The organism is Caulobacter sp. CCH9-E1 (genome assembly GCF_001556515.1).
Taxonomy (GTDB): domain Bacteria; phylum Pseudomonadota; class Alphaproteobacteria; order Caulobacterales; family Caulobacteraceae; genus Caulobacter.
This window is the reverse complement of sequence record NZ_LSJA01000118.1, coordinates 1-24,748: the sequence shown is the minus strand read 5'-3', so window position 1 is coordinate 24,748 and position 24,748 is coordinate 1. Positions and strand designations below refer to the sequence as shown.

Annotated in this window: 21 protein-coding genes; 17 read left to right on the top strand and 4 right to left on the bottom strand. The window is 65.2% G+C overall.

Features of this window, described 5'->3' with window-relative positions; genetic code table 11:
* Positions 1–18: 18 nt before the first annotated feature.
* Positions 19–735: a ribonuclease PH gene (rph, locus tag AX690_RS07745; protein WP_066682888.1), complete on the bottom strand. Its 717-nt coding sequence runs from the start codon at positions 733–735 to the stop codon at positions 19–21.
* Between the two features lie 140 nt (positions 736–875).
* Between rph and hrcA the strand changes: the two genes are divergently transcribed.
* The 14 genes from hrcA to AX690_RS23230 all read left to right on the top strand — a co-directional run bounded on the left by hrcA (position 876) and on the right by AX690_RS23230 (position 19,349).
* Positions 876–1,952: a heat-inducible transcriptional repressor HrcA gene (gene hrcA / locus AX690_RS07740; RefSeq protein ID WP_066682887.1), complete on the top strand. Its 1,077-nt coding sequence runs from the start codon at positions 876–878 to the stop codon at positions 1,950–1,952.
* Between the two features lie 12 nt (positions 1,953–1,964).
* On the top strand, positions 1,965–2,588 hold the full coding sequence (gene grpE, locus AX690_RS07735; protein WP_066682886.1) for a nucleotide exchange factor GrpE: 624 nt from the start codon (positions 1,965–1,967) through the stop codon (positions 2,586–2,588).
* A gap of 146 nt (positions 2,589–2,734) precedes the next feature.
* The gene (gene dnaN, locus AX690_RS07730; RefSeq protein ID WP_066682885.1) at positions 2,735–3,853 is read left to right on the top strand and encodes a DNA polymerase III subunit beta; all 1,119 of its coding nucleotides are present in this window, start codon (positions 2,735–2,737) and stop codon (positions 3,851–3,853) included.
* 66 nt (positions 3,854–3,919) lie between these two features.
* The gene (locus tag AX690_RS07725; RefSeq protein WP_066682884.1) at positions 3,920–5,854 is read left to right on the top strand and encodes a S9 family peptidase; all 1,935 of its coding nucleotides are present in this window, start codon (positions 3,920–3,922) and stop codon (positions 5,852–5,854) included.
* Positions 5,855–5,920: 66 nt separating this feature from the next.
* Positions 5,921–6,292, top strand: a complete 372-nt coding sequence (locus tag AX690_RS07720; RefSeq protein WP_066682883.1) for a VOC family protein — start codon at positions 5,921–5,923, stop codon at positions 6,290–6,292.
* 88 nt (positions 6,293–6,380) lie between these two features.
* Positions 6,381–7,544, top strand: coding sequence for a DNA replication/repair protein RecF (gene recF, locus AX690_RS07715; RefSeq protein WP_066730319.1), 1,164 nt, complete (start codon positions 6,381–6,383; stop codon positions 7,542–7,544).
* Positions 7,541–9,991, top strand: coding sequence for a DNA topoisomerase (ATP-hydrolyzing) subunit B (gene gyrB / locus AX690_RS07710; RefSeq protein WP_197426807.1), 2,451 nt, complete (start codon positions 7,541–7,543; stop codon positions 9,989–9,991). Before recF ends, gyrB begins: the two co-directional genes overlap by 4 nt.
* A gap of 223 nt (positions 9,992–10,214) precedes the next feature.
* On the top strand, positions 10,215–11,234 hold the full coding sequence (locus tag AX690_RS07705; protein ID WP_066682882.1) for a hypothetical protein: 1,020 nt from the start codon (positions 10,215–10,217) through the stop codon (positions 11,232–11,234).
* A gap of 243 nt (positions 11,235–11,477) precedes the next feature.
* Positions 11,478–12,545, top strand: a complete 1,068-nt coding sequence (locus AX690_RS07700) for a methyl-accepting chemotaxis protein (RefSeq protein WP_231732146.1) — start codon at positions 11,478–11,480, stop codon at positions 12,543–12,545.
* Between the two features lie 358 nt (positions 12,546–12,903).
* Entirely contained in the window at positions 12,904–13,494 is a 591-nt protein-coding gene (locus AX690_RS07695; RefSeq protein ID WP_082769556.1) for a hypothetical protein, read from the top strand.
* 74 nt (positions 13,495–13,568) lie between these two features.
* The gene (locus tag AX690_RS07690; protein ID WP_066682879.1) at positions 13,569–14,837 is read left to right on the top strand and encodes an outer membrane beta-barrel protein; all 1,269 of its coding nucleotides are present in this window, start codon (positions 13,569–13,571) and stop codon (positions 14,835–14,837) included.
* A gap of 48 nt (positions 14,838–14,885) precedes the next feature.
* Positions 14,886–17,105: a polysaccharide biosynthesis tyrosine autokinase gene (locus AX690_RS07685; protein ID WP_066682878.1), complete on the top strand. Its 2,220-nt coding sequence runs from the start codon at positions 14,886–14,888 to the stop codon at positions 17,103–17,105.
* The gene (locus AX690_RS07680; protein ID WP_066682877.1) at positions 17,095–19,023 is read left to right on the top strand and encodes an O-antigen ligase family protein; all 1,929 of its coding nucleotides are present in this window, start codon (positions 17,095–17,097) and stop codon (positions 19,021–19,023) included. Before AX690_RS07685 ends, AX690_RS07680 begins: the two co-directional genes overlap by 11 nt.
* 173 nt (positions 19,024–19,196) lie before the next feature.
* Complete coding sequence (locus AX690_RS23230) at positions 19,197–19,349, top strand: hypothetical protein (RefSeq protein WP_197426806.1); 153 nt, start codon at positions 19,197–19,199, stop codon at positions 19,347–19,349.
* Positions 19,350–19,505: 156 nt separating this feature from the next.
* Here AX690_RS23230 and AX690_RS07675 read toward each other — a convergent pair whose 3' ends face one another.
* A complete protein-coding gene (locus tag AX690_RS07675; protein ID WP_066682876.1) occupies positions 19,506–20,327 on the bottom strand; it encodes a transglutaminase-like cysteine peptidase in 822 nt (273 codons plus the stop codon).
* Between the two features lie 257 nt (positions 20,328–20,584).
* On the opposite strand from AX690_RS07675, the gene AX690_RS07670 reads away from it, so the two are divergent.
* On the top strand, positions 20,585–21,373 hold the full coding sequence (locus AX690_RS07670; protein ID WP_066682875.1) for a metallophosphoesterase family protein: 789 nt from the start codon (positions 20,585–20,587) through the stop codon (positions 21,371–21,373).
* A gap of 158 nt (positions 21,374–21,531) precedes the next feature.
* Entirely contained in the window at positions 21,532–22,056 is a 525-nt protein-coding gene (locus AX690_RS07665; protein ID WP_369798185.1) for a polysaccharide biosynthesis/export family protein, read from the top strand.
* A 541-nt stretch (positions 22,057–22,597) separates the two neighbouring features.
* Here the strand turns inward: AX690_RS07665 and AX690_RS07660 are convergent.
* The gene (locus AX690_RS07660) at positions 22,598–23,191 is read right to left on the bottom strand and encodes a recombinase family protein (protein ID WP_197426809.1); all 594 of its coding nucleotides are present in this window, start codon (positions 23,189–23,191) and stop codon (positions 22,598–22,600) included.
* Positions 23,192–23,271: 80 nt separating this feature from the next.
* Positions 23,272–23,754: a hypothetical protein gene (locus tag AX690_RS07655; RefSeq protein WP_066682872.1), complete on the bottom strand. Its 483-nt coding sequence runs from the start codon at positions 23,752–23,754 to the stop codon at positions 23,272–23,274.
* Positions 23,755–24,018: 264 nt separating this feature from the next.
* On the opposite strand from AX690_RS07655, the gene AX690_RS07650 reads away from it, so the two are divergent.
* Entirely contained in the window at positions 24,019–24,489 is a 471-nt protein-coding gene (locus AX690_RS07650; RefSeq protein WP_066682871.1) for a hypothetical protein, read from the top strand.
* Positions 24,490–24,748: the final 259 nt, after the last annotated feature.

The window sequence follows — 24,748 nt, the reverse complement described above, 5'->3', positions numbered from 1 at the left end:
CCCCGGCAAGAGGGGGGGTTAACCCGCGATCGCCGCGCGCTGCAGGGCGAAGAGTTCGCCGATGCCCTTTTCAGCCAGGCCGTACAGAGCCTCGAACTCGGCCCGGGTGAAGCCGCGCTTCTCGCCGGTGGCCTGGATTTCGACGATGTCGCCGGCGTTGGTCAGCACGAAATTGCTGTCGGCTTCGGCGCTGGAATCTTCCTCGTAGTCGAGGTCGAGGACCGGGGTGTCGTTGAAGACGCCGCAAGAGACGGCCGCCACCTGGCCGATGATCGGATCGGTTTTCAGCACGCCTTCGTCCAGCAGGTACTTCGTCGCCAAGCGCAGGGCGACCCAGGCGCCGGTGATCGAGGCGGTGCGGGTGCCGCCGTCGGCCTGCACGACGTCGCAGTCCAGCGTGATCTGGCGCTCGCCCAAGGCCTTGAGGTCGACGATTGCGCGCAGCGAGCGGCCGATCAGGCGCTGGATTTCCTGGGTGCGGCCGCTCTGCTTGCCGGCGGCGGCCTCGCGGCGGCCGCGGCTGTGGGTGGCGCGCGGAAGCATGCCATATTCGGCGGTGACCCAGCCCTGGCCCTTGTTGCGCAGCCAGCCCGGCAGGCTTTCCTCGACCGTCGCGGTGACCAGCACCTTGGTGTGGCCGAACGAAATGAGGCACGAGCCTTCGGCGTAACGGTTGACGCCGGTTTCCAGCGTGACGGCGCGCATCTGGTCGGGGGCGCGTTCGGACGGACGCATGGGAAACTCCGGGGTTTGAATAGGTCGATGGGGCCGCTTATCCTATTGAAGGCGGAACTTGAAAGGGGCCGACTTCTTTTGTTCGCTAACCGGGTCCCAAACGACACGACTCGAGACGACACGCTCAAGATGACTTCGTCATGACGCAGCTGTTTCCAGGGCCGATCGTCCGCGCGCCGGGGCTCGCCGAGCTCGACGCCCGCGCCCGTGACATTTTTCGGCGGGTCGTGGAGTCTTATCTGGAGACTGGCGAGCCCGTCGGCTCGCGCACCATCTCCAAGGGCGGGGTGGCGCTGTCGCCCGCGTCCATCCGCAACACCATGCAGGATCTGGCGCAGCTGGGCCTGCTGGACGCGCCCCACACCAGCGCCGGCCGGATGCCGACCCACGCGGGTCTGCGCATGTTCGTCGACGGCTTCCTGGAGGTCGGCGACGTCGCCGAGGCCGAGAAGCGGGCCATCGAGGCGCGGCTCGCGGTCAAGGGACGCTCGTTCGAGGAGGCGCTGGCCGAGGCCTCGGCCGTGCTGTCGGGCCTTGCCGGCGGAGCCGGCATCGTCGTGACGCCCGTCCGCGAGGGCGGGGTCAAGCACGTCGAGTTCGTGCCGCTGGGGGGCGGCCAGGTGCTGGCGGTCATGGTTTTCGAGGACGGCCAGGTCGAGAACCGCCTGATGCGCCAGGCCCCCGGCGTGACGCCGTCGGCCCTGCAGGAGGCCGGTAATTTCCTGAACGCCCGCCTGCGCGGCCGCACCCTCAGCGAGGCGCGCGCCGAGATGGGCGCCGAACTGGACTTCGCCCGTCGCCAACTGGACGAAACCGCCGCCCGCCTGGTCGAGGACGGCCTCGCGGCCTGGAGCGGTGGGGAGGGCGATGCGCGGTCGCTGATCGTGCGCGGCCAGGCGAATCTGCTGGCTGACGCCCGGGCCCGCGAGGATATCGATCGTGTCCGCCAGCTGTTTGACGACCTCGAGCAGAAGGGACAGCTGATCGGTCTGCTCGATGACGTGCGCGACGCCGAGGGCGTGCGCATCTATATCGGGGCGGAGACGCGCCTGTTTTCGCTTTCGGGTTCCTCCGTGATCGCGGCGCCCTATATGACAGGCCGGCAGAAGGTGCTGGGCGCGATCGGCGTGATCGGGCCCGCCCGCTTGAACTACGCACGAGTCATCCCGCTGGTGGACTACACCGCCCGGGTGCTCGGACGCATGATGGATGGATAAGGACCTTAAGAGATGACCGACGAGCAAACGCCGGCTGAAGATACGCCGTTCGAGACCGAAGACCTCGCCCAAGAGGTCGAGGCGCTGAAAGCCGAGGTCGCCGCCCTGAAGGAGCAGGCTCTCCGCTATGCCGCCGAGGCCGAGAACACCAAGCGCCGCGCCGAGCGCGAGATGAACGACGCGCGCGCCTACGCGATCCAGAAGTTCGCCCGCGACCTGCTGGGCGCCGCCGACAACCTGGCCCGCGCCACGGCCCACAGCCCGCGCGACACGGCCGATCCGGTCGTGAAGAACTTCGTCATCGGCGTCGAGATGACCGAGAAAGAGCTGCTGACGGCCTTTGAGCGCAACGGCCTGAAGAAGATCGACCCGGCCAAGGGCGAGAAGTTCGACCCGCATCTTCATCAAGCCATGATGGAGCAGCCCTCGGAAGAAGTGGCCCCTGGTGGCGTCGTGGCCGTGCTGCAAGCCGGCTACGAGCTGATGGGGCGTCTGGTGCGTCCGGCCATGGTCGCCGTGGCGGCCAAGGGCTCGACCGGTCCGGCCGCGTCGGACGCCTCGGTGAGCGGCAATCCTTACGCCGAAGCGGCGGCCGAGACCGACGGTTCGGGCGGCGCCTTCGACACCAAGGCCTGAGACCCTTCGATTTTGCGGCTCGGGGCGCGCAAATGAGCGGCGCGCCCCCTTTCCCCCTTCGCGCTTTGCGATAATGTCGGCGGTCCATTCATCGCGGGGGTAGCGGGCGATTCTGCTGTGAGCGCCCGCACGATCTGGATCGGACTATGAAGCTTACCATCGAACGGGCGGCGCTCCTGAAGGCGCTGGGGCACGTGCAGAGCGTCGTCGAGCGGCGCAACACCATCCCGATCCTGTCGAACATCCTGTTGTCGGCCGAGCGCGACCAGCTGTCGTTCTCGGCGACCGACCTGGACATGGAGATCATCGACGAGGGCCTGGCCCAGATCGACATCCCCGGCCAGATCACGGCTCCGGCCCACACGCTTTATGAGATCGTCCGCAAGCTGCCGGACGGCGCCGATGTTTCGCTTAGCTTCAGCGGCGATGATCCGCGCCTGGTGATCCAGGCCGGCCGCTCGCGCTTCAACCTGCCGGTCCTGCCGGCGGGCGACTTCCCGGTGATGAGCAGCGACGGACTGTCAGGCCGCATCGCGGTGGACACCAACGAGCTGATCCGCCTGATCGACAAGACCCGCTTCGCGATCTCGACGGAAGAGACTCGTTACTATCTGAACGGTCTCTACCTCCACACGGTCAACGACGGCGGCGAGACCAAGCTGCGCGCCGTGGCCACCGACGGCCACCGCCTGGCCCTGGCCGAGATGCCGGCCCCCGAGGGCGCGGTCGGCCTGCCGGGCGTGATCGTGCCCCGCAAGACGATCGCCGAAGCCCGCCGCCTGATGGAATCGGCCGGCGAAACGGTCGACCTGCAGGTCTCGCCCCAGAAGGTTCGCTTCGAGTTCGGCGCGGCCGCCCTGACCTCCAAGGTCATCGACGGCGCCTTCCCGGACTACATGCGCGTGATCCCGCGCGACAACGCCAAGATCCTGACGCTGGACAACGACCTGTTCGCCAAGGCCGTCGACCGCGTGGCCACGATCTCGGCCGAGAAGAGCCGTTCGGTGAAGCTGGCGGTCGAGCCGGGTCGCATCACCCTGACGGTCCGCAACATGGAAGCCGGCCAGGCGGTGGAAGAGGTCGAGGTCGATTACGACGGCGAGCCCTTCGAAATCGGTTTCAACGCCCGTTATCTGCTCGATGTCTGCGGCCAGATCGCCGGGCCGCAAGCCGAGTTCCGCTTCGCCGACCCGGCCAGCCCGACCCTGGTGGTCGATCCGGTCGATCCGGGCGTGAAGTACGTGCTGATGCCGCTGCGGGTCTGATCCGCGACGTTTTGGGGTTCAATGAGCGGGCGCTTTGGGCGCCCGTTCTGCTGTTCGGGGTCTCGCATGAAGAAGCTGTTCGTCGCCTCCGCCGCCATCCTGGCCCTCGCCGTTGCGGCGCCGGCCTTCTCCCAGGCCGTCGAGCGCCGCGAGATCGGCAACCAGATCCTCGAGAATGTGCCGGTCGCGCCGCCTTCGATCCGCGAAGGGCTCGCGCGCTATCAGAATGCTCGCTCGGCCTCGTTCGGCGACTGGCTGCCAGGCGGCGGCATGATCATCACCACGCGCTTTGGCAACACCAACCAACTGCACGTCGTCGCCGGGCCTGGCGCGGATCGCAGTCAGGTCACCTTCTATGACGAACCGGTGGCTTCGCCGCACGTGCTGCCGAACGGTCAGATTCTGTTCTCGAAGGACACTGGCGGCGACGAGTGGTTCCAGCTCTTCCTCCGCGACGCCGACGGCAAGACCGCCCAGCTGACCGAACCGGGCACGCGCAACGGCTCGCCGGCCTGGTCCAAGGACGGATCGATCCTGGTGTGGTCGCGGGCGCTCAAGGGATCGGCGGACTATGATGTGCTGATGCGCGACGCCTCCGGCGCGACCAAGGTCATCTTCAAGGGCGAGGGGCAGGTCTCGCCGCTGGCGGTGTCGCCCGACGGCAAGACCGTGCTGCTGGGGCGCTACTATTCGATCTCGGAATCCAAGCGTTGGCTGCTGGATGTCGCCACCGGCAAGCTGACCGAGCTCAATCCGCCCAAGAAGGGCGCGAGCAAGATCGCCTATGGCGGCGGCTCTTTCACGCCCGACGGCAAGTCGGTGCTGCTCTTGTCGGACGAGGGCTCGGACTTCCTGCGCCTGGTCCAGATCGATCTGGCGACCGGCGCCAAGGTCAAAGTCTCGGGAGACCGCCCCTGGGATGTGGAGGACTTCGCCCTCTCCGACGATGGGCGGATCCTGGCCTATGTCGTCAACGAGGACGGCTATTCGAAGCTGGTCGTGCAGGACTTCCGCACTCGCCGCGCCTTGCCGCAGCCGGAACTGCCAGCCGGCGTGGTCAGCGGCGTCGCCTTCTCGCCCGACGGAGCCAAGCTGGGCTTCAGCCTGGCGACCCCGACCTCGGTCAGCGACGCCTGGAGCTGGGGCGTCGACGATGGCAAGCTGGAACGCTGGACGGCCTCGGAGCTGGGCGGCCTGGACTCCAAGGCCTTGGCGACGCCGGCGCTGATCCGCTACCCCTCGTTCGACAAGCGCTCGATCCCGGCCTTCGTCTACAAGCCCAAGCTGGCGGCCGGCCAGAAGGCCCCGGTGATCATCGACATTCACGGCGGCCCAGAGGGCCAGTCACGGCCTACCTTCAATCCCTTCCACCAGCACAGCGTCGCCGAGCTGGGCGCCGCGGTGATCGTCACGAACGTCCGGGGCTCAACCGGCTATGGCCGGACGTTCCACAACCTCGACAACGCCGAAAAGCGCGAGGATTCGGTCAAGGACATCGGCGCGCTGCTCGACTGGATCAAGACGCAGCCCGACCTCGATCCAAGCCGTGTCGTGGTCTACGGCCAGTCGTACGGCGGCTACATGTCGCTGGCTGTCATGACCCACTATTCGGACCGTCTGGCTGGCGGGATCGAGCGCTACGGCATCAGCAACTTCGTCTCGTTCCTGCAGAATACCGAAGCCTACCGCCGCGACCTGCGCCGCGCCGAATATGGCGACGAGCGCGATCCCAAGATGCTGAAGGCCTTCGAGACGATTTCGCCGCTGAACAACGTCGGCAAGATCAACAAGCCGATGCTGGTCATGCAGGGCTGGAATGATCCGCGAGTCCCGAAGTCCGAGTCCGACCAGGTCGTCGCCAAGCTGCGCGAAAAGGGCGTCGAGACCTGGTACGTCCAATTCAAGGACGAAGGCCACGGCTTCCTGAAGAAGGCCAATAACGATCGTCGCCGCGAGGTCGAAACCCAGTTCCTGCGCAAGGTCCTCGGCCTGGGGCAGTAGTCGAGCCGGTTGCGAACGTGTGACCGGCGTGGCAACGTCCGTTTTCTAAGAAAACTGGAGGTGGCCATGGCCAAGGTGAACTACGTGACGGTCGGCTCGAACGATCTGGAGAAGGCCAAGGCCTTCTACGATGGGCTGCTGGGCTCGATCGGCTTCAAGCCTTTGTTCGACCACCCCTCGGGCGGCCGTCTCTATCGCGGCGACGGCTGCATGTTCGGCGTGCTGGGCCCGTATGACGGCAACCCGGCCTGCGTTGGCAACGGAATGATGGGCGGCTTCGCCTTTGACACCGTCGAGGAGGTTGACGCCTTCCACGCCAAGGCGCTGGAGCTCGGCGGCAAGGACGAGGGCGCGCCCGGCGCCCGCATGCCCAAGGCTTACTTCGCCTATTTCCGCGATCTCGATGGCAACAAGCTCTGCGGTTACAAGCTGGGCTGATCCACGTCTCCGGTCCGTTCCGCTCTTCGGCGGAGCGGACCGCCTCACGCTAGTAGCCCCGGCCGCCGACACCGCTTAAGAACGCCGGATGGCGTCGGCCGCACTGCTTTCCCTGACCCTGACGGATTTCCGGTCCTACGAGCGCGCGCGCCTCGAGACAGGCGGGCGCAGCGTCTATCTGTTCGGCCCGAACGGCGCCGGAAAAACCAACCTTCTGGAGGCCATCAGCCTTCTGACGCCCGGCAAGGGCCTGCGCGGCGCCAATCTCGCGGAGGTCGGACGACGGCTGCCGGGCGAGGCGGTGGGGCGAGCCTGGGCCGTGGCGGCGGACGTCGAAAGCGGCCTGGATGCTCCCGTGCGGATCGGGACGGGCGTCGAGCAGCCCGGGGCCAGTCGTCGGATGGTGCGTCTGGACGGCGAGACCGTGTCGCCGGGCCGTCTGGCCGATCACGTCCGGCCGATCTGGCTGACGCCCGCCCAGGATCGTCTGTTCCTGGAAGCCGCGTCCGAGCGCCGGCGCTTTTTCGATCGGCTGGTCTTCGCGGGAGAGCCTTCGCACGCCGCCAACGCCAACGCCTATGACAAGGCCCAGCGCGAGCGGATGCGTCTGCTGACGGAGGCCGCCGAACGCGGCGCGCCGCCGGATGCGACCTGGCTCGACGCGCTCGAGGCTCGCTTGGCCGAGAGCGGCGCCCTGATGGCGCAGGCCCGCGCGCGGACCCTTCAGGCCTTGCAGGCCGAGATCGACGGACGCGGCGATCGGCCTTTCCCCCAGGCGCGCCTGACCCTCACAGGCGAGTGGGAGAAGCTGGCGATCGAGGGGGGGGCGTTCGCCGAGATCGAAGGCAGGCTGGCCTCGGCGCTTGCCGCGGCGCGGGCGCGCGATGGCGCCGCTGGCCGGGCCTTGACCGGTCCTCATCGCGGCGATCTGGCCATCTTCCATGTCGAGAAGGACCGTCCGGCGGCGGAATGCTCGACGGGAGAGCAGAAAGCCCTGATTTTGAACCTCGTTTTGGCCCAGGCCGCGCGACTTTCGCGTGCGGAATCCGCGCCGAATCCTGTAATATTGCTCGACGAAGTCGCCGCGCATCTCGATCTTGCCAGACGAGCCGCATTGGCCGACGAACTCACGGCGCTCAAGCTCCAGGCCTTCCTCACCGGCACGGACGAGTCGCTGTTCGACCATCTCAAGGGTCGGGCGCTAGGCGTTCGCGTGGGCGACGCCGGCCTGACCGCCCTGGAAGACGAATGACCGAGAACACCGAAGACCAAGTTCCCGAAATGTCGACCGAGGAAGCCGCCGCCCAGTACGGCGCGGACTCGATCAAGGTTCTCAAGGGTCTGGACGCCGTCCGTAAGCGCCCCGGCATGTATATCGGCGACACCGACGATGGGTCGGGTCTGCACCACATGGTCTACGAAGTCGTCGATAACGCCATCGACGAGGCGCTGGCCGGTCACGCCACCAAGGTCCAGGTGATCCTGAACGCCGACGGCTCGGTGACGGTGACCGACGACGGGCGCGGCATTCCGGTCGACATGCACGAGGGCGAAGGCGTCTCGGCGGCGGAGGTCATCATGACCCAGCTGCACGCCGGCGGTAAGTTCGACCAGAACAGCTACAAGGTCTCGGGCGGCCTGCACGGCGTGGGCGTCTCGGTGGTGAATGCGCTGTCGGACTGGCTGGAGCTGCTGATCCACCGCAACGGCAAGGTCCACCAGATGCGCTTCGAGCGCGGCGACGCGGTCACCTCGCTGAAGGTCACCGGCGACTCGCCCGTCCGCACGGAAGGGCCCAAGGCCGGCGAGACGCTGACCGGTACGGAGGTCACCTTCTTCCCGTCCAGGGACACCTTCGCGTTCATCGAGTTCGACCGGAAAACGCTCGAACACCGCCTGCGCGAACTGGCGTTCCTGAACTCCGGCGTGACGATCTGGTTCAAGGACCATCGCGGCGCCGAGCCTTGGGAGGAGAAGCTCCACTACGAAGGCGGCATCGAGGCCTTCGTTCGCCACCTGGACAAGGTCAAGACGCCGCTGCTGAAGGCGCCGATCACGGTGCGCGGGGTCAAGGACAAGGTCGAGGTCGACCTCGCTATGTGGTGGAACGACAGCTACCATGAGCAGATGCTGTGCTTCACCAACAACATCCCCCAGCGGGATGGCGGCACGCACCTTTCGGCTTTCCGCGCGGCCCTGACCCGGATCATCACCAACTACGCCGAAAGCTCGGGCATCCTGAAGAAGGAGAAGGTCAACCTGGGCGGCGAAGACGCCCGCGAAGGCCTGACCTGCGTGCTGTCGGTCAAGGTGCCGGACCCGAAATTCAGCTCCCAGACCAAGGACAAGCTGGTTTCGTCCGAAGTGCGCCCGGCCGTGGAGGGACTGGTCTCGGAAGGTCTTTCGACCTGGTTCGAGGAGCACCCGAACGAGGCCAAGGCCATCGTCTCCAAGATCGCCGAAGCCGCCGCGGCCCGCGAAGCCGCCCGCAAGGCGCGCGAACTGACCCGCCGCAAGAGCGCGCTCGACATCACCAGCCTGCCCGGCAAGCTGGCCGACTGCTCCGAGCGCGATCCGGCCAAGTCCGAGATCTTTATCGTCGAGGGCGACTCGGCCGGCGGCTCGGCCAAGCAGGCTCGCAATCGCGACAATCAGGCCGTCCTGCCCCTGCGTGGCAAGATCCTGAACGTCGAGCGCGCGCGTTTCGACAAGATGCTGTCCTCGGACCAGATCGGCACGCTGATCACCGCCCTGGGCGCGGGCATTGGCCGCGACGACTTCAATCCAGACAAGGTGCGCTACCACAAGATCGTGCTGATGACCGACGCCGACGTCGACGGCGCGCACATCCGCACCCTGCTGCTGACCTTCTTCTACCGGCAGATGCCGGAGCTGATCGAGCGCGGGTACATCTATATCGCTCAGCCGCCGCTCTATAAGGCCAGCAAGGGCAAGTCCTCGCGCTACCTGAAGGATGACGCCGAGATGGACGCCTTCCTCGTGGACGAGGGCGTTGACGGCGCCGAGCTGGATCTGGCGTCCGGCGAGCGCCTGATCGGCCAGGACCTGCTGGCCCTGGTGCAGACCGCGCGCTCGGCCAAGGCCAATATCGACCGCCTGGCCGCCCGCGCGCCCGCCACGGCGATTGAGCAGTCGGCTCTGGCCGGCCTGTTTGGCGAGAGTTCCGATCCCGTCGCAGCCGCCAAGCGCCTGGACCTTTACGCCGAGGAAGGTGGCGGCCCCTGGAGCGGCGAGCGCGGCGAGACCGGCTTCGTCTTCAGTCGCGTGCGCCGCGGCGTTTCCGAGCGTGTGGTGCTCGACGACGTGCTGATGCACGCCGCCGACGCGCGTCGCCTCGCCGAACGCTCGGTCAAGCTGGCCGAGATCTTCTCTGGCCGCGCGGTTTTCCGTCGTAAGGACAAGTCGACCACCGTTCGCGGCCCGCTGGATCTGGTGAACGCCGTGCTCGACGCCGGCCGCAAGGGGCTGACCATCCAGCGTTACAAGGGTCTTGGCGAGATGAACCCCGAACAGCTGTGGGAGACCACGCTGGACGCCGAGGCGCGCACCCTGCTGCAGGTTCGCGTCAATCACGCCGACGATGCCGACGATATGTTCAGCCGCTTGATGGGCGACCTCGTCGAACCGCGCCGTGAGTTCATCCAGGAGAACGCCCTGGATGCGGAGGTCGACGTCTAGTCTAGCGCGACCATCTTGGACCGGCTCACTCGAAATGAGAAATGGCTCATAATAGATGAGAAAACGCATCAGGTAGTTGAGAATTATGCTGCGAGCTCTTGCGGGCGTTATGTCCAAGTGACGCCATGCTCGCGATGAAGAGTGCGGAACCGTCAAAGGAAAGGGGTCAGCTTAGCTGCCTGTCTGGGCCAACGAGGCGCGCCTCTCGCGCCCTCTAGTCGGCTTGGCTCTCACCGGGGGCTGGTACTGGGCCAGCGCAGGGGATCGCGAGGTTCTGTCGAAGCTGGTGGGGCTAGACCAAGCCGCATTGGAGGTCTCGATCAAGACGCTCTCGATCATGGAGGACGCGCCGCTCTTCTCCATCGCCGAGGCAGGCGGGATCATCTCCAGGCCTGACGCCTTCACCGCTCTGCGTGGCGTGCTGACCGCCGGGGATGTGGAGCGTTTCGTCGAGGTGGCGTTCGACGTTCTGTCGCTACCAGATCCGGCCATCGACCTCCCGCCGGATCAGAGGTGGTACGCCAACGTTGTGGGCAAGGACCGGCCTCATAGTGGCCGACTTCGCACCAACCTCGCCGACAGTCTGGCGTTTCTCGCAGCCGCTAGTGAGGGATTGGTAGGCGGTCCAGCGGCGCGCTGGGCGGTCGAACGGCTCGTGCATCGACTGTTCCAGGTCGAGGACCCGAGTATCTGGTTTCACACTCGCGACGTCTTGCCGGCCTTAGCCGAGGCGGCACCCGACGCCTTTATGCGAGCGCTTGAGCGCGACCTCGATCGCGAGGCCGATGACGTGGGCGTATGGCGCTTACTCAAGCCGGTTGAAGGGACCTCCGGCGAGAACCTAAGGGCGGGATTGCTATGGGGGTTAGAGCGCATCGCCTGGTCGCCCGACCGATTTGGGCATGTCGCAACTATCTTGGCGGGGCTTTGCGCGCGCGCCCTCAGCGATAACTGGGTCAACAAGCCGGCCTCGACCTTGGCCATGCTGTTCCATCCGTTGCTTCCGCAGACAGGAGCGGACGAGGCGCTGCAGATGCGCGTCCTGGAGGCGATCTTCCGTCGGTACGGCGCTAATCGGAGGGGCATGAGGAGCACCCTACAGCCCGCCCAACGTATGGAAACACTCCCACAGCGTTTCTCATTTCGAGTGACTCTCAGGTGGCTTTTCTCAGCTTCACTGCGCGAAAGTGTGGCCTGTTCGCACATTGAGCGATTGCCGAGTCGCAACCTTAGTGACTCGTGATCCCGAAATAGCGAGTCGTTGCGGCGGCACTGTTCTCAGCTTGAATGACTCGGCCCACATCTGCTCGCAAACGATTGTTTTCTAAGCGCCGGGCGCCCGTTTCGAGGGCGTTCCGGCGTTTTTGCATCGTGGAGGCGACGAGAACCCCAAACGGCCCTGTCATGTCGTCGCGCGGTCATGGCGAGGGCGGCATCTTCCTCGGTGCAGGTGATTCGCTTAGGCGTGCGTGGGGGCGCGTTGGTTATGGAACAAGACTCCAGTTTTCGCCCAGAACGGATCCTGGACTTGTCTGAACGGCTTTCGAGCGTTGCGGGCGAGAAGATAGGCGAGATCGCGAGAGTCAATCGCGCGGCCAAGATGCTCTCGATCAATGCTCTGATCGTCGCGGCGCGCGCTGGCGAGGCCGGCAAGGGCTTCGCCATCGTCGCCGAGGAATTCAAGAAGATCTCCACCGAGATCGACGCGGTCGCGGCCGCGCTCGAAAGCCAGGTCCGCGCCGACCTTGACGAACTCTCGGCCATCGGAGGGGCGATCCTTTCGCACATGCGCGGCCAGAGACTGGCCGACTTGGCGCTCAACGCCATCGAGATCGTCGATCGCAACCTCTACGAGCGGACCTGCGACGTCCGCTGGTGGGCGACGGATTCCGCCGTGGTCGCCTGCCTCGGCGAGGAGGACGAGGGCGCTCGCCTTCATGCGAGCAACCGTCTGGGCGTCATCCTCGACGCCTACACCGTGTATCTGGATCTCTGGATCTGCGACGCGCGGGGGAAGGTGGTCGCCAACGGCCGGCCGTCCCGCTATCCCAACGTCGTTGGCCAGTCCGTCGCCGACACGCGCTGGTTCCAGGAGGGGCTGCGCACCGCGAGCGGGGACGACTTCGTCGCCTGCGACATCGAGCGCTGCCGGGCGCTGGGCGATGCGCCCGTCGCGACCTACGCCACGGCCATACGGGCCGGTGGCGAGGCTACGGGCAAGCCCCTGGGCGTCCTCGGCGTGCATTTCGACTGGCGTCCGCAAGCCCAGGCTGTTGTGGACGGCGTTCGGCTCACGAGCGAAGAGCGCGAACGCTCTCGCGTGATGTTGCTAGACCAGAAGGGCCGGGTTCTGGCTTCGTCCGATAATCAGGGTGTTCTTACCGAGATCTTCCCGCTCGATACTTCGGCTGGGTCGATGGGCAGTTACGCCGACGGCGAGATTACGGTCGGCTACGCCTTGACCCCCGGATATGAAACCTATGCGGGTCTTGGCTGGTATGGTTGCCTTGTTCAACGCCAACAAGTTCCCGGATTAACCACGGTCGCGGCCTAATCTTAACCAAAACGCTCGCGTATTAACCGAACTCTTTACCTGCTAGCAGGCGAAAACGACTAGATTCTTGGCATTCCATATGGAATTTGTCGCAGCGGCGTTGCATTGCGAAGCCGCGCGTGGTTTTTTTAGGCCTAACGAGCCCGATGACGAAGTCTGATAGTTCTGCCGGGGGCGGAGAGACGCGTCATATTCTTAGTCTAAGGCTCGTTCGCGTGTTTCTTCCGTGGGGATCTGCACGAAAAGTGTGATCTCCGGGGAACGCTTCCGTCGAGAAATCGACAGGAGCACGCGTTCTGGGCTAGAGAATTCGTTTACATTGTCCTAAAGGGACGCCGTTCAATTGGAGGGAGCAGTCATGGCTTCTCATCGCGTTCGGGCGATCGCTATCAGCTTGGCCGTTGCGTTGGCGCCGATGGGCGCTGGCCAAGTCTGGGCTCAAAACACCCCGGCTCCTACGGCCGCTTCGCTGCAGACGACCATCGCGGCCGCGGCCCAACGGGCCGCCTCGCAACCCGGCTTTGCTCGCCTTTCGGCTAGCGCCAAGCTCGCCGCCATCCAGGCGTCCATCTCTGCCGCTCTGGCCGAGACCGGCGCTTCGCCGACGGTGATCGCCGCGGCTCTGGTTCAAGCGGTTGGGGCCGGCACGGTTTCGGCCGGCGTCGCCATTCAGGTGGCGGCCGCGGTCGCTCCGGAAATGACCCAGACCGTAGCCTCGGCTCCGGTTGTGACCCAACAGCTGGCCGCGACGGGCCAATCGGCGACGGTCACCCAAACCGCCGCGACCACCGACGCGGGCGCGCCCAGCGTTCTGGTCAGCCTGCAAGGCGTTTCGCAAGCCGCGGGCGGCGACGCGGGCGCTGGTGCGGGCGCGGGCGGCACGACGACGACGCCGACGCCGGCGCCGTACGATCCGTGCGCGGGCGTGGTCGCCGCCTACTGCGGGTAACTAATAGCAATAAGTCTCAGGGCGGACCGGCGCGTCACGACGTGCGTCGGCCGTCCCTTCTGGTGGGGATAAACATGCGACTCCTTATGTGCTCGGCCGCCATGGCCTGCATTGCCCTGACCGCGCCTCAGGCCGTTCAGGCGCAAGATCTCGGTTCGAACTTCAAGCGCGACAAGAACGTCAGTGTCCGTCAGCGCCCGCGCCCGGACTACGAGGCGGCGGGCCAGAAGGCCGGCGGCTTCACGCTGTATCCGCGCGTCACCGTTGACGTTGAACGCAACGACAACATCTATGCCGTCGCCGCGGGCAAGACCAGCGACACCATCTGGCGCGTGAAGCCGGAAATGGCCGTGCGGTCGGACTGGTCGCGTCACGCTCTGGGCCTGTTCGCTGGCGGCAACATCATCCGCTATTCGGACAACAGCTCGGAAAACACCGAAGAATATACGGTCTCCGCGAACGGCCGGCTCGACATCGAGCGCGGCTCGAACCTGACGGGTTCGGTTCAGACCCAGCGCCTGGTCGAACCCCGCACGGCGCCGACCTCGCCTAGCGCGGCGGGCAAGCCGGTGAAGTACGACCTGACGCAAGGCACCGTGACCTACGTCAAGGAATTCAACCGTCTGCGCGTCTCGGGCCGCCTCGACGACAAGGATTTCAACTACAAGGACGTGCCGAACATCGCCGGCACGGGAATCGTCGACCAGGACTTCCGCGATCGCAACGAATTCTACTACGGCGCCAAGGCCGAGTATGCGGTCAGCCCCGACACGGCCGTCTATCTGTCGGCCACGGGCAATAAGAAGGACTACGATACGAATATCGTCGCCTCCGACCGCACCTCGGACGGTTATGTTGTCGGCGTCGGCGCCAACTTCGACGTCTCCGAGCTCGTGCGCGGTGACGTGCAAGTCGGCTACATGTCGCAGTCCTACGACAACCCCGCGTTCGCCAAGATCGACGGCTTCAACGCCGCGGGTCGCCTGGAGTGGTTCCCGACCCAGCTGACCACGGTCGGACTGAACGGTTCGCGGTCCATCGAAGAATCGACGGCTCCCGGCTCGCAGGGCTACATCTCGAACAACATCGGCGCGTCGATCGACCACGAGCTGATGCGCAACGTCCTTCTTTCGGCTGCCTATACGTACGGCAAGGACAACTACAAGGGCGTTGACCGCGACGACAAGCGCGACAACTTCTCCGCGACGGCGACCTATCTGCTGAACCGCCGCGTGGGCCTGTTCCTGACCTACAACTACCTCAAGCAGGACTCGTCGGGCGCTCAGAAGGGCGCCTCGTTCAAGGACAACAAGGTGATCGCTTCGGTCGCCCTTCAGTTCTAAGAAACACGTCCACGAAACGGCAAGTTTTGCCGATTACTGAGAGTGGTTATGGACGGCTCCGGTTATGAAACTTCGAACGCTCCGGTGAATGACACCGGAGCGTTGTCTTTTGACCTGAATATCGCGATCGCGACCTTCAGGCGTCGCTTCCGCCTGTTCGCGGCGGTGGCCGTGGTGGTGTTCGCCGCGGTGGTTCTGTTCACCCTCCAGCAGACGCCTCGCTATACGGCGACGGCCCAGGTCATGCTGGATGTGCGCAAGGAACAGGTGACCGACATGAGCGCGGTTCTGTCGGGCCTGCCCGCGGACTCCGCCGTCGTCGACACCGAGGTCGAGGTCCTGAAGTCCCGTTCGCTCGCCGCGCGGGTCGTCAAGGATCTGAAGCTTGAGCAAGACCCCTACTTCAACCCCTACCTGCCGAGCGCCAAGGGCGCCACGGCTTGGTTTTCGTCGATGAAGAAGGCGGCCACGCCCGTGGCCGTGACCGATCCCGCGGAACTGCAGCGTCGCCGTGAACGGATCGTCGACAATGTGCTCAGCGGTCTGAAAGTCCGTCGCGCGGGGCTGACCTATCTGATCTCGATTGAGTACACCCACACCGATCCCCGGCGTGCGGCGGACTTGGCGAATGCTTTCGCCAACCTCTACTTGACCGAGCAGCTCGAGGCGAAGTTCGACGCCACGCAGAAGGCCAACGAATGGCTGGATACGCGCGTCGGCGAGCTGCGCGATCAGGTCGCGCAGGCCGACGCCGCGGTTCAACAGTACAAGATCGCGAACAACCTGCTCAGCGCGGAAGGCGCAACCCTGACGGAGCAGGAGATCTCCGGCCTGAACCAGCAGCTGGCTCTCAGCCGCGCCGCCCAGGCCGAGACGGATGCTCGCTTGGCCATCGCCCGTCAACAGCTGGCCAGGGGCAGCACCGGCGAGGATGTTGGTGAGTCTCTGAACTCGCCCGTCGTGCAACAGCTGCGCAAGCAGCGCTCCGAAAAGAGCGCCCAGGTCGCCGATCTCAGCGGCCGTTATGGCGACCGCCACCCTGACCTGCTGAAGGCCAAGCGCGAGCTGGCTGACATCGACACCCAAATCCAGGCCGAAATCCGCCGCATCATCTCGAACCTGGAAGCCCAGGCTCAGGTGGCGCGTCAGCGGACCGGCTCGGTCGCCGCGAGTGTTTCGCAGTCCAAGGGCACGCTCGCCGGCAATAACCGCGCCGCGATCGGCCTTGCGGAACTGGAACGCAAGGCGCAGTCGGTCAAGACGCTGTACGAGACCCTGTTGTCTCGCTTCAAGCAGACGACGACCCAGGAAGGCATCGAGCAAGCCGACGCCCGTGTCGTGTCGCCGGCCAAGATTCCGACCCGGGCCAGCTATCCCAAGCCGTCCTTGAACCTGGCCCTGGGGCTGGTGCTGGCTCTCGGCGCGGGTCTGGCTTCGATCGTGCTGGCTGAAATCCTGATGGCCGGCCTGTTCACCGAAGACGAGGTCGAGCGTCGTCTGGGCTTGCCCTATCTCGGCGCCGTGCCGTCGCTCGACACCACCGTTGACGACGCCAAGACCTTGCGGGGCATGACGCCTCCGGAATACCTGATGGCCAAGCCGCTTTCGAGCTTCGCCGAAAGCCTCCGGAAGCTCCGCGCCTCGATCCTGTTCTCGAAGGTCGGCGAGACGGTCAAGGTGGTCGCGGTGACCTCGTCGCTTCCTGGCGAGGGCAAGACCACGACCACCTTCTCGCTGGCGCGCACGCTGGCGACGTCTGGCGCCAAGGTCATCGTCGTCGACTGCGACCTTCGACAAAGCGCCATCACCCAGTTCCTCAGGGAACCGGCTAAGGTGGGTTTGCTCGAGGTCCTGAACGGCGTCGCCACCCTGGATCAGGCGTTGATCAACGACGAGAGCGGCGCGCACATCCTGCCGCTGGCGAAGTCGGCCTACACGCCTCGTGACGTGTTGGGCTCGGCCGCCATGCACCGTCTGCTGCAGGAGCTCCGCAACCGTTACGAGATCGTGCTTCTGGACACCGCGCCGCTGCTGGCGATCGCGGATACGCGCATCCTGGCGCCGCATACCGACGCCGTGGTGATGCTGGTCCGGTGGAAGAAGACGCCCGTGAAGGCGGTGCAGTCGGCCCTGGCCCTCCTGCAGGGAACACGGGCGTTCATCGCCGGCGTCGCCCTGACCCAGATGGACCTCAAGGCCCAGTCTCGCTACGGCTACGGCGACTCCTACTATTACTACGCCAACTATCGAAAGTACTATGCGGACTAGGACCAAGTCGGGCGAGGGCTCACCGTCGCCCGGCGCCGCTAGAACCCGAAAACTGCAGGTTTCCGAGGGCGTCGCGATCGGCGCCCTCGTTGCTTTGGTCATGTCGGAAATCGCCGTGTTCGGCGCAAGCGATGTGGCCGTGGCCGCCGTCTTCGGTGTTCTGCAGTCTCTGTTTCTGCTGGTCTTGTTAAGCACATGCGCTTGGGCGCGGCGCGTGCCAAGCATCCTGGCGGCGCCTTGGCCTGGCTTGATGTTCCTGGCCGTATTGATCGCCACCGCCTGGGCGTTGACGCCCTTTGGCCCCGGCGGGGCCCATCCCGTCTGGGCGTATGTTGGTGGTGGCGGTTCGATCACGGTAGACCGCTCATCTCTTGTTCTGAGCTTGCTGCGTCTTCTCGGGCTGGCCTGCCTTTTCTATGGCGCGTGGATCGTCGGGGCTTCGGAGACGCGGCGTCGCGCGTTGATCTGGTGGCTGTTGCTGGCCTTGAGCGTGTTCGCCGCGGCGGCCATCGTCGATCACGTCACGCTTCGAGGCGCGCGGCGGCTTACAGCGACCTTGCTGAGCCCGAACAGCGCCGCCACCCTGATGGGGATCGGCGTCGTCTTTGCCCTGGGGTTCTTTTCACAGTCTCTCCAGCGCGCCGGCGGGAGGCTGCGTATCGAACGGCTAGGGCTGGACGCCAGCCTCGCTCTCGGCGCCGCAGCCGTGTTCGCCGTCGCCTTGGCCTTGACGGCGTCTCGAGCCGGCATCTTCTCCACCGTGGTTGCGCTCGCGGTTCTTCTGACCTGGCAGGTCTTGGCGCAAGGGCGGAAGCTAAGCGCCATTGCGATCATTGGCGGCGCGGCCGCCCTGCTCGTCGTTGTCGGCGTCGCGATGCAGAGCGCCGATCTGACCGCGGCTCGCCTCGAAAACCTGCAAAGTGACGTCGTTGTGCGGCGGACCATCTTCGACGCGCACTGGGAGGCGTTCCGGGGTTCGCCCTGGTTCGGGTTCGGCCTTGGCTCGTTCCCGCTCGTGAACCAGTTGATCACCACCAGTGAGACCTTGCGTGTCCTATATGATGTGCGGGCGACCCATAACCTCTATCTTCAATGGCTTGAAGAAGGCGGGGTCGTCGGGGCCATCATGATGGCGGCCTGGGCTGCAGTTGCTTTGGGACGAGCCGCGAGGGAAGGCCTCAAGCCTGGGACAGCCGGGATGCTGGCGCGGGCGACTGTCGCCGCCGCTGTTCTGGTGCTTCTGCACGGTCTCTCGGATTTCGCGGTCCAGGTGCCGGCCCTGCAGGCCTTGTTCGCCGTCGGCCTTGGGGCCGTGACGACTGTCGCGCCATCGCGCCGCGCGCCGGTCGCCATCAAGGCGGGCAGCTTTGCTTTCGCGGGAGCGGTGCTCGTCGCATCACTCGTGGTCGCGGCGCCTCTGGCCGTCTCGCGCTTCGGCGGCGACATGGCGTGGGCGCCCACCGCATCGGCGGAGGTCCTCGCCGTCGCCATCGAAAAGGATCTGGCGGGCGAGACCAGGGATCCCAAGGTTCAGAAGCGCATGCTGGCCAACGCCCAGCGAGAGATCGCTTTGAGGCCGGGCTCGGGCGGCGCCTGGCTGCGGATGGCCGCCGTGCAATTCCAACGTGGAGACTTCGCAGCCGCGAACACCGCGCTCGATCATTCCTTCGCGGTGGCGCCGTTGCAGACCAGCCTCTTCGAGAGCCGCACGCGCTTGGCTTACGAACACTGGGCTGTTCTGACCCCAGCGGTTCGCCAGGTGGTGATGTATCAGGTGCGCATCGAGTTCAGCCGGCCAAATAGCTTTAGGCGGCTGGTTGCGCTGGCCAACAGCATTCGCGATCCAGCCGGTCGGGTCGGTCTGGCCTTGCTGATCGCCTCCGAGCGCCTTCAACGGGAACAGGCCGCCGCCCAATAAGCCTTGCGCGACGGAAGAGCGGTTGGCGTCGATCCATGAAAGGGCCACCAACCGCGCTGCGTCCCGCTGGGAAATGACGCACGCCGCGTGATGTTTAATTCAGGTAAACCTAGATTTTTTATGGGGCGTTACCTTCGCCGCGATACTCCATCGACAAGCAGGAGCTGTGGTCGATGATCGACGCCGAAATCCCTTTCTCCCCCACGGACATCGCGCTGTCGGCGCGAGAGGCTCGCATGGCTCCGTTGGCCGGCCTGGGCCTGGCGGCGCTGACGTCGGCGGGTCTTTGGGGGCTGCTTGCGATGGGACTCTCCTGGCTCTTGTAAGCCGGCGCTACTCGATCGCGCAAATGAAGCAACGCCCGCTCCGCTCGTCGGGGCGGGCGTTTCGTTTTTTCGCCGCGACCTTCAAAGGGCGTGACGCCAAACAGAAAAGCCCCGAACTGGGTTCGGGGCTTCTTAGGCTGTCAGCGCTGATCGAGCTCAGGCCGCGCTCGTCCACAACGCCGTGCCCGGCACTTGGCGTTGGACCCAGCGGTAGTTCAGGTCTTCCCAGGGGGTGGCCCAGGGCGTCAGGTTGTCCAGGACCCAGTCGCCGCTCTTCAGCGAAATCATCAGCACGGCGTGGCCCTCGCCGCGCGCGGTGACCGCCACGGCCAGCGACAGAGCGCTCTCGGGCACGCCCGCGGCGATCAACTGCCGACGCTTTTCCAGCGCATAGTCCTCGCAGTCGCCGTAGAGCTTGCCGTCAACCACGCGCGGCAAGGCCCAGTATTCAGGCTGACCATAGAGGTCGAGATCGCTGGCCTTCTTGACGTCTCGGTTGACCGCTTGGTTAATCTGATTGAGCAGTCTCAGCTGTTCGCGTTCTCCGCGAGCCAGCCACGCCGAGACCATCGCCGCTGCGGGCGTCTCCACGGCGGGAACGTTCATGGCCGGCTGCTGCGCGCCGCCGACGACGCTTTGAGCGGCGGGCGTCGCGACCTCGGAAGCAACGGCCGGAACCAGCTCGGGAGCTTGATCTTGCGAGGGCGTGCGAGCGTCTGGGAAAGCATGGGCGGGCGCCCCGCCGACCGACGAGGTGAGCGACTGGCCCGAAGGCGCCTCGAGACCCAACAGGGCCAGTTGGCTCTGAGGTAGTCCGCAGGTGGCGAGATCACGGCGGCACAGCTCGGCGAAACCCGTCGGCGCGCCCATGCCCGCACCACGCGGCATGAAGGGCATCGAACCAGCGTGAGCATTAACGCCGGCCATCAAGGCGACGGCGCTGATCAAGCCGCTAACAATGTTGCGCGTGTTGAACATGACGTCCCCGCTGTGTTTGCAGGGGGACTATTCATTCTCGCCACGAATTTGAGCTGAATTTAGATGGTATAATTCAAATTTAAGACGACGGTTATTTTGGTATTAACTGTAATGAGTTGCGTATATATTTGGTAACTTCATCGCTAATGGGCTTGCTAAATTCACGGTTAACCGCCATCCCCGCCGTTGAACTAGCCGGCCGCCTGAGGCAAAATTGAACTATCTTCCCGGCGCCTGTCGCCGACCTGGCGAGCTCGATGTTCAAGTCCCTCTTTCGGTCCAAACAGCAACCTGAGCGCGCCGCATCCACGGATGGGCGCCTGCTCTACGCCGTCGGGGACGTGCACGGCCGGCTGGATCTCCTGGATGGGCTCGTCGAGCGCATGACCGAGGATTTCCGAGCGCTGGGCCGCCAGGATCAGCCTGTCCTGATCATGTTGGGCGATTACATCGACCGAGGGCCGCACTCAGCGGAAGTGATCGGTCGGCTGATCGATCTGTCTCAACAATCGGCCGAGGGACGGTTTGAGTTCCGGGCCTTGATGGGGAACCACGAGGAGACCCTGCTGCACTTCCTGGACGACCCGATGGCTGGGCCGTCCTGGGTGGAGTACGGCGGCGGCGAGACCTTGGCCTCGTACGGCGTGCGGCGGCCGGTGGGCCGGGCCGAGCCCGAGGTCTGGGAACAGACGCGTTTGGCCTTCCGCGAAGCCTTTCCGCCGACGCACGAGACCTTCCTGCGCCAGCTTGAGCTGAGCGTGGTTTACGGCGATTACGTCTTTGTCCACGCGGGCGTGCGTCCAGGGCTGCCTCTGGAGCGCCAGGTGGCGGCGGACCTTCTCTGGATCCGCAACGAATTTCTGGACAACCCGCATGGGTTGGACGCCACTGTGGTGCATGGGCATACGCCCGTGGAGCAGGTTTTCCTTGGCCGACGGCGGATCAATGTCGACACCGGCGCCTATGCGACCGGGGTTTTGACCGCCGTTAGACTTGATGGTGGCGAGCCTAAGGTCATTCAGTTCAGTAAAGCGCGCGCGGCCTAAGGCTTCGCCTTGTTCATCAGCCGGTCACGTGCGATGTGCAATTCCAATCCCCGCGTCCTGTAAGTCTCAAGGTGAGAAGCTTCGCAATGATCGATGTTCCGAAACTCTCTCGCGCCCTCTCCCTGTTGGCGCTGGCGGTTTTCATGACGTTTGGCGCCATGACGGGCGCCTCTCATGCCCAAACCCTCACCCCCGGGGCGCCCGCGGTCGCCCCGGCCCAGTCCATGGACTACCTGCTGGGGCCGGCGGACAAGGTCCGCGTCACGGTCTACGGCGAGCCCTCGCTGTCGGGCGAGTTCTTCGTTACGGGCAGCGGCCTGATGTCCCTGCCCCTGATCGGTGAGATCAAGGCGGGCGGCATGACCGTCGGTCAATTCCAGCAGGCGGTCCAAAAGGCCCTCAGCGACGGCTATCTGAAGGATCCGCGCGTCAGCGCCGAGGTCCTGACCTTCCGTCCTTTCTACATTCTCGGTGAAGTCGAAAAGCCCGGCACCTATCCCTACACGTCGGGACTGACCGTTTTGAACGCAGTGGCCACGGCCGGCGGCTTCACCTATCGCGCCGACAAGAAGAACGTCTGGATCAAGCACAACGGCGAGACGACCGAGAATAAGAGCGAGCTGACGCCATCGATCGTCGTGGCGCCGGGCGACACCATCCGGATCGGCGAGCGCTTCTTCTGATCCCTCGCTTTAAGGCTTGGAAAAAGGGGCGTGGCGGGTGACCGCCGCGCCTTTTCTTTTTGGCGCTGAGTGAACCTTGCTCGGCGAAATTGAGACGCCGTGTCAACAGAATGAGACGCACCGCCGTCGGCCCAAGCCATGGCCAATGGTATGTCAATTTCGAGAGCCGTGATCGCCACCCGTCTCGGCGAGGCTCTCCTGGCTTGCCGCCGTCCTGATAGCGCATGGCGATACGCAAGCCGAACCGGTGGCTGACGACGGTGGATCATCTCCGCCGTCCCGCCCCTCAGCCGCAGGTGGGGGATTCCGTCCGTGAGCCATGGCGCTCGCGGGCGGATGTCCGCCTCTCGGCGCCAAGATGACCAAATTCTGAGAAAAGCCGCTGGCGCACCCGACACGAGACGGCTTAAGGGCCTGATCGGTCGGGCTACCAGCGTCGTTATGGCGGGTGATTTCGGCGTCGGTGGCCATGGCGGTGCTCGGGAGACTCGGGACACCGAGGCTGCCGATCTGTGCCCATCACAGTCAATGTACGGTCGGATCAGACCGTCGCCTGCACCGTCTTGGCCATGGTCTGCTTGACCCTCTGGACGGTGGCGGTCGAGACGCCGGTCGCCTTGGCTACCACCCGGATGGACTGACCGGCGAGAAGGCCTTGCTCGACCTTCTTGAGCCGGATCGGCGGGATGGGCGGGCGACCGAGCCGAACGCCTTTCGCACGACACCGATCCAAGGACGCGGCGATTCTGGCCTTGATGATGGACCGCTCGAACTCGGCGAAGACGCCGAGCATCTGGAACATCATCCGTCCGGACGGGGTGCTGGTGTCGATGGCCTGCTGGTGGAGATAGAGGTCGCAGCCCTTGGCCTGGATGTCGGTCAGGAAGGCCACCAGATCGTTCAGGGAGCGCCCCAGGCGGTCAACCGACCATGCGGCCACGATGTCCACCTCCCGCCTTGCCACGGCCTTGAGGAGGGCGTCGTAGCCCGGCCGTTTGTCCCTGCCTTTGGCGCCACTGATGCCCTCGTCCGAGAAGGTTTGGACGACGGTCCAGCCCGACCGTTGAGCGACCTCGGTCAGGGCCATGATCTGGTTCTCGACGGTCTGCTGATCGGTCGAGACGCGGACGTACAGGGCGGCGCGCTTCAGGCTGGGGCTCCTCTGCTGGCGACGACGGGCGATGCAAGTTTGGCACCGACAGATGGTCGAGGCCGTCAGCTTTGCGAGTCCCCGGCAGTGACGCGCCCAAGCGCGGCCAGTCGGCGGGCCATCTCTTCACGTGTAAGCGGCGAGGCCTTTTGCGTCGAAGGCGCCGGTACTGATTTGGCCATCGGCGGCGCCGTCCGTTTCTGGGCAGCCTGCTTGCGCCGCTGGTCTCGGCGCCGGAACAGGAAGTCGAGCAAGAACCACGTCAGTTGCGGATTCCACTGCTCACCCGTGGCCGTTCGGAGGCCCTGCTTGTTCAGCAAACGGGATACGTCCTTGGGGGATCGGAAGCCGTTCTTGGCGAGGCTTCTGACGACCGGCTCCAACTCGTCGAGCAGCGCATCGCGGGTCTTGGCGCCGTGGCTGAACTGGGCCAACTCCTGCTTGGAGATCACCGTCTTTTTGAACTGACCTAGTTCCCGCTTCGTGATGGCCTTGCGGTCGCTATACGCCGTGCCGCGCATCATCGACGCTGACTTGGCCTTATACATACGCCGCCCCTCAACAGCCCCGGCGATCCTAACTGGCGCGAAGGTCTGCGGCCAAGCTCCGTCAGGATCGGACGCACCCTTGGGCTGGACGGCTGGCGGCCTTGGACCGGTCTGGCTAGGGTCGTGGCGTTAGATCGGGGGAACGATGCTCAGACGGCGCCGGATCAGGCTGCGCAACTCGCTGACCACGTTGGGCTGGGTCTGCGTGGGATTGTCGGCGGCGATCTTCGTGGGGCTGACCGTCTCGACGCTGATGGGGTGACGATGGCCAAGCGACCCAAGCGACCTGTCGAGGCCTACGAGTCCTTCCTGTTCGAGGTGGTGTCGTCCTCGCCCTACTACAGCTTTGGTCTGGCCCATCGCCCGGACGAGCCTGACCCCTACAGCGAGCACCCGTCATGGAAGGTGGAGGGGCGTTGCCTTCACCCGGCTCGGTCCGCTGAACGGATCGCCCAGTTCCACCTTGTCGGAGACCGCCGCCTCGTCGCCGAGATGCGCGACCGCAAGGCGTTCCGTGAAGGGCCTCATGGCGTGGGCCTGATGGACGCGGGCAAGACCCGCTTCACCGTCTACGCCAGCCTTCCCTTGGACGCGCTCTGGAGCGTTGGCGCGGGGATGTCGTCTGGGGCGGTCCGCTACATCGCCACCCATGGTCCGCGTCTGGTCCGTGGCAAGGCGATGATCACCAGCATGCGCTTCGAGGGCGCCGGTGTCGATCTGGACGACTGGGCGTGACAAAAACGGGTCTGTAAACGGCGCCCAGAACTCGTTGTCTGGCCTTGATCCGGCGGGCCAGAAAACGGCGTCCCAGAACCGAGTGATTTTTAACCGCCTAGCCTCGTGACGACACCGCGCGAAGATGCGCGCCCGCCGTCACCGAAAACCCCTACGGATGTCTCGTTCCTTAGTGAGTCTATAAAGGAACAGGACAAGTGAAGGGGAAAGCACACCCCTACTGTTCGACCATACCCCCATCGCCGCGCGCGCAAACGTC